This window comes from Streptomyces sp. 8L, from assembly GCF_020176795.1.
Classification (GTDB): domain Bacteria; phylum Actinomycetota; class Actinomycetes; order Streptomycetales; family Streptomycetaceae; genus Streptomyces.
Window position 1 is genome coordinate 1 of record NZ_JAIUKE010000590.1, and the last position, 6,125, is coordinate 6,125.

Annotated in this window: 2 protein-coding genes; both read right to left on the reverse strand. The window is 76.4% G+C overall.

The genetic code is table 11. The features are described 5' to 3' along the window. A partial coding sequence (locus LCE31_RS35105; protein WP_225021795.1) for an ATP-dependent helicase occupies nt 1–2,547 on the reverse strand: 2,547 nt, incomplete at its 3' end. Between the two features lie 94 nt (nt 2,548–2,641). Further along, nucleotides 2,642–6,055: an ATP-dependent helicase gene (locus LCE31_RS35110; protein WP_225021797.1), complete on the reverse strand. Its 3,414-nt coding sequence runs from the start codon at nt 6,053–6,055 to the stop codon at nt 2,642–2,644. Nucleotides 6,056–6,125 lie beyond the last annotated feature (70 nt).

Below are 6,125 nucleotides of genomic sequence, written 5' to 3' on the forward strand. Positions count from 1 at the left end.
GGCCCGCGGGGCCCGGGGCTCCGGCGGGGGCGCCGCCGCCCCCTCGGGCGGCAGGGCCTCCAGGTACGCGCGGACCGTACGGGCCGCCTCGCGGCGGCGGTGCAGCGACTCCTCGTCCAGCGGCAGCGGCCAGGGGGTCGGCTCCGCCTCCCCGGCCCGCAGTGACGGGTTCTCCGCGTCCTTCTCCGGCTCGTCCGCCCATGCCTCGATCTCGCCGTGCCCCGCAGCGCAGTGGTCGTACAGCGCCGTGAGGAAGGACGAAGGGCCCCGTCGGCGCTTCTGGCCGGGGCCCCACCAGTGGCCCGAGCCGAGGAGCAGGGTCCGCGGGCGGGTGAACGCCACATAGCCGAGGCGCAGTTCCTCGGTCTCCTGGTGGTCGCGGAGGGCCTCCTTGAACGCCTTCATGTCGCGCGCCGTCCACGCCTCGACGGCGGGCAGCGTCTCCGCGTCGCCCCGCAGAGCGTGCGGCAGCGCCTTCGCCTGGGACGTCCACGCCTCGCGCGCCTTCGTGCTCGGGAACTGGCCAGCCACCAGGCCGGGCACGGCGACGACGTCCCACTCCAGGCCCTTCGCCCGGTGCGCGGTGAGGACCTTGACGGTGTTCTCGCCGCCGGGCAGGGCGTTGTCGAGGCCCTTCTCGTACTGCACCGCCGTCCGCAGGAAGCCGAGGAAGGCCAGCAGCCCCGCCTCGCCGTCGAGGGCGGCGAACGACGCGGCCATGTCCAGGAAGTTGCCGAGCGTCTCACGACGGCGGGCCGCCAGCGCCCGCGGGGACGCGGACAGCTCCACCTCAAGGCCCGTCGTGGCGAGCACCCGGTGCAGGACGTCCATCAGCGGGTCCGCGAGCGACCTGCGCAGCTCCCGCAGTTCCTGGGCGAGGCGCGCGAACCGGACGCGCGCGGCGGACGAGAACGGCAGGCCGTCGTCCGGCACGCCCGCCCCGTCGACGAAGGTGTCCAGCGCGTCGGCGAGCGAGACGATCTCCGCCGGGTCGGTGCCCTCCACGGCCGCGGCGCGGCGCGCCTGGGCGTCCTCGCCGTCGCCGGCGGAGGCCGTACGGACGAGCAGCCGTGCGCGCCGCCCGAGCAGCGCCAGGTCGCGGGGGCCGACGCGCCAGCGCGGGCCGGTCAGCAGGCGTACGAGGGACGCGTTGGCGCCCGGGTCCTGGAGCACCTCGCACACGGCGACCAGATCGGCGACCTCCGGCAGGTGGACGAGACCGGACAGGCCGACGACCTCCACCGGCACGTCGCGCGCGACGAGGGCGCCCTGGATCGTCGCGAAGTCGCCCGCCGTACGGCACAGCACGGCGATCTCGCCGGGCGCCTTGCCCGTCCTGACCAGGTGCGCGATCGAGTCCGCGAGCCACTCGACCTCCTCCGCGTGGGTGGGCAGCAGCGCGCAGCGGACGCTCCCGTCGCGCTCCGCGCCCGGGGCCGGCCGCAGCGCCTCGACGCCCGCGTGCAGGGCGCGCAGCGGCGCCGCCAGGTCGTTGGCGAGGTCGAGGAGACGGCCGCCGCTGCGCCGGTTCTCGCTGAGGGAGAAGCGGGTGGCGGGCGTTCCGTCCTCGTACGGGAAGTGCGCGGGGAAGTCGTCGAGGTTGGCGACGGACGCGCCGCGCCAGCCGTAGATCGCCTGGCAGGGGTCCCCGACGGCGGTCACGGCGTGGCCCGTTCCGCCGCCGAAGAGCCCGGCGAGCAGGCGGCGCTGGGCGACGGAGGTGTCCTGGTACTCGTCGAGCAGGACGACCCGGAACTCCTCGCGCAGCAGGGTGCCCACCTCGGGGCGGGTCAGGGCGAGTTCGGCGGACAGGGCGATCTGGTCGCCGAAGTCGAGGAGGTCGCGCGCGCGTTTCGCCTCGCGGTAGCGGCGGACCAGGCCGGTCAGTTCACGGCGGGCGCCGGCCGCCTCAGGGACCTTGCGCAGGTCGGCGTTGGTGAGGGAGGCGCCGGCGAGGACGCCGAGGAGCCGGGCGTCGTAGGCGTCGAGGCTCTCGGGCGGAACCAGGTGCTCCGACAGCTCGGCGTCCAGCGCGAGCAGGTCGCTGACCAGGGCGGGGAGGGTCTTGGTGAGCATCGGGTACGGTCCCGGCGCGTCGCGCAGCACGCGGGCGGCGAGCTGGAAGCGGGTGGCGTCGGCGAGCAGCCGGGACGACGGTTCGAGCCCGATGCGCAGGCCGTGGTCGGTCAGGAGCTGCCCGGCGAAGGCGTGGTACGTGGAGATGCGGGGCTCCCCCGCGGGGGCGTCCGGGTCGATCACGTCGGGGTCGATGACCCCGGCGCGGACGAGCGCGCCGCGCACCCGCTCCGCCAGTTCGCCCGCCGCCTTGTTCGTGAAGGTGAGCCCGAGGACCTGCTCGGGCGCGACCTGCCCGGTGCCGACCAGCCACACGACGCGGGCCGCCATCACGGTCGTCTTGCCGGAACCCGCGCCCGCGACGATCACCTGCGGGGCGGGCGGCGCGGTGATGCACGCCGTCTGCTCCGGGGTGAAGGGGATTCCGAGGAGCTGCTTGAGCTGCTCGGGATCGGTGAGGCGCGCGGTCATCCAGGAAGGCTAACCGCCGCCTCCGACAACCGGCGGGGACGGACGCCACGCCCTCCGACAACCCGCGGGGACGGACGCCACGCCCCGGAGGGCCTCACTCCACGACCTGGCGCCCCTCCGGCTGTGCGCTGCACGACGCGCGGAACGCGCAGTGGGAGCAGTGGGCGCCCGGGGTGGGGGTGAAGCGTTCGTCCAGGACGCGTCCCGCCGCCTCGGCGAGCAGGTTCGGGGCCCAGTCGCCCTCCAGTGGCTCCTGCGCCTGGACCTTGGGTGCCGCGTCGCCGCCCTCCCGCAGCGGCGCGGGCTGCCGCAGCTGGACGAGCTCCGCGCCGCCCGGCTCGGGGCGGCGCCCCTCGAAGGCGCCGTCCACCGCGCCCTCGCCCACAGCCAGCTGGTACACGGCCAGCTGCGCGTGGTGGGCCACCTCGTCCCTGGTCGGCGCCTGCTTGCCCGTCTTGAAGTCGACGACGTACGCGCGCCCCTCCGCGTCCTGTTCGACGCGGTCCATGGAGCCCCGGACGCGGACCTCGTACTCCCCCGCGCCGAGGGTCACGTCGAACTCGTGCTCCGTGGCGACCGCCCGCCGTCCGCCGCGGTCGGTCGCGTGCCACCGCAGGAAGCGTTCGAGCGCCGCGCGTGCCTGGTCCTTCTCCTGCCGCGACTTCCAGGGGGCGTCGAAGGCCAGGCCGTCCCATACGGTGTCGAGCCGCTCCATCAGGACGGCGAGGTCGGCGGGCGTACGGCCGGAGGCGACCTCGTCGGCGAGGACGTGCAGCACGTTGCCGAAGCCCTGCGCCGCGGTGGCGGGCGCGTCCGCCTTCACCTCCCGTCCGAGGAACCACTGGAGCGCGCAGGTGTTCGCGAGCTGGTCGAGCGCACTGCCGGACAGCGCGACGGGCTGGGTCCGCTCCCGCAGCGGGACGACGCTGCGCGTCGGCTCGTACAGGCCCCACCAGCGGTCCGGGTGCGCGGCCGGGACGAGCGCGGTGCCCTCCTCGTCGGTGAGCGCGGCCAGGCGCGCGAGGCGGCGGGCCGCCGCGTCCCTGAGGGCGGGGCTCGCGTCCGGGTCCACGGTCGTCGCCCGCAACTCCGCCACCAGCGGCGCGACAGCCAGGGGGCGGCGCGGCCTGGACGTCGTGTCGCGGGGCTCGACGCCGAGTTCGGCGAGGAAGCGGGAGGGCTGGTCGCCGTCGTCCGCGGCAGACTTGACCGCGGTGACGACCAGCCGGTCGCGGGCGCGCGTCGTCGCGACGTAGAACAGCCTGCGCTCCTCGGTGAGCAGGGCACCCGGAGTGAGCGGTTCCGCGAGGCCGTCGCGGCCGATGCGGTCCGCCTCCAGCAGGGAGCCCCTGCGGCGCAGATCGGGCCAGAGGCCGTCCTGTACGCCGGCGACGACCACCAGGCGCCATTCGAGGCCCTTGGAGCGGTGGGCCGTCATCAGGCGTACGGCGTCGGGCCGTGCGGCGCGGCGGCCGAGGGTGTCGGCGGCGATGTCCTGCGCGTCGACCTCTTCGAGGAAGTTGAGCGCGCCGCGTCCGCCGGTGCGCTCCTCGGCGCGGGCGGCGGTGTCGAACAGCGCGCAGACGGCGTCGAGGTCGCGGTCCGCGTTGCGGCCTCCGGGGCCGCCGCGCAGGGCGGCGCGTTCCAGCCGGTCGGGCCAGGGCGTGCCGCTCCACAGAATCCACAGGGCCTCCTCCGCGGTGCCGCCGCCGCCGAGGAGTTCCCGGGTCTTGCGCAGCAGCTCGCCGAGGCGCAGCGCACCGCGCGCGTACGCGGGGTCGTGGGTGACGAGCCGCTCGGGCTCGGCGAGCGCGCGCGCGAGGAGGACGTCGGACGGCGGGGGCAGCCGGTTGCCCGCGAGGCGCTCGTCGTCCCGCAGGGCGCGACCGAGGCGCCGCAGGTCGGCGGTGTCCATGCCGCCGAGCGGCGAGGTGAGCAGCGTGAGCGCGACCTCGGTCGGGAGTACGCCGGGAACGTCGGCGCTCCCGGCGCTCCCGGCCGAGGGCGTGGCGGACACACCGGCGGCCTCGGCGCCCTCGGCGGGCTCGGCGGCCTCGGCGACCTCCTCCGACGGCGTGGCGGACACACCGGCCCCGGCAGCCCCGGCGGCCTCCCCCGGCACATCAGGCACATCAGCCACGTCGGACACCTCAGGCGCATCAGACGCATCAGGCCCGCCCGGTCCGCCGAGTGCCGCCGTCGCCGCCGCGCGCAGTGCCGCGAGCAGCGGTGCGACCGCGGGCTCGTGCCGCAGCGGCACGTCGTCGCCGTCCACCTCCAGCGGGACGCCCGCAGACGCCAGGGCGCGCCGGACCGACGGGATCGTGCGTCCGCCCGCGCGCACCAGTACCGCCATGTCGCTCCAGGGCAGCCCGTCTTCAAGATGCGCCCTGCGCAGGATGTCGGCGATGTTGTCGAGCTCCGTCGACGGAGTCGGGTAGGTGTACACCTCGACCCTGCCCCCCTCGCGTACCGGCTCCGGCTCGCGGTGAGCCCGTACCGCCTGCTGGGGCAGGCGCGGCAGCGGCATCCTGCGGGCGACCTCGCGGGTGGCCGCCAGCAGGCGGGCGCCGGAGCGGCGGGTGCGGGTGAGGACCGCGACCGGCGCGTCGGTGCCGTCGCGCCGCGGGAAGACCCGCGGGAAGTCGAGGATGCCGCCCACGTCCGCGCCGCGGAACGCGTAGATCGACTGGTCGGGGTCGCCGAACGCGACGAGCGTCCGCCCGCCGCCCGCCAGCGCGCGCAGGAGCCGGACCTGCGCCGGGTCGGTGTCCTGGTACTCGTCCACGAACACCGCGTCGTAGGAGGCCGCGAGCCGGGCGCCGGCCGCCGGGCGCTCGGCGAGCAGGGCGGCGCGGTGCACGAGTTCCGCGTAGTCCAGCACGCCCTGGAGGTCCAGCACGTCCAGGTACTCGGCGAGGAACGCCGCGGCGGCGGCCCAGTCGGGGCGCCCGCCGCGCGCCGCGAACGCCGTGAGCGCGTCGGGGCCGAGCCCGAGTTCGCGGCTGCGCGCGAGGACCGCCCGTACCTCGTCGGCGAATCCGCGTGTCGTCAGGCACGCCCGCAGGTCGTCGGGCCAGCGCACCGCGGAGCGCCCCTCGCGCGCGAGCTCGATCTGCCCGGCGAGCAGGTCGCGCACGGCGACGTCCTGCTCGGGACCCGAGAGCAGCCGCAGCGGCTCCCTGAAGAGGTCCGCGTCCTGGTGGGCGCGGACCAACGCGTAACAGAACGAGTGGAACGTCGTCGCCTGCGGGGCGGGCGCCCCGCCGAGCCGGGCCGTCATCCGGTCGCGCAGCGCGACCGCTGCCTTGCGGCTGAAGGTGAGCACCAGCACCCGCGACGGGTCGGCGCCCCGCCCGATCCGCTCCGCGACCGACTCGACCAGCGTCGTGGTCTTGCCCGTGCCGGGCCCCGCGAGCACCAGCAGCGGTCCGGCACCGTGGTCAACCACCGCACGCTGCGCCGCGTCCAGCACAGGGGGCGCGGCCGGGGCCGGGGCCGTGCGCACCAGCCGGTACGCGCCGGGCCCCCGCTTCCGCGCCCCGTGGGGGGCGGGGAAGCGGCCGGTGGTGGAGGAG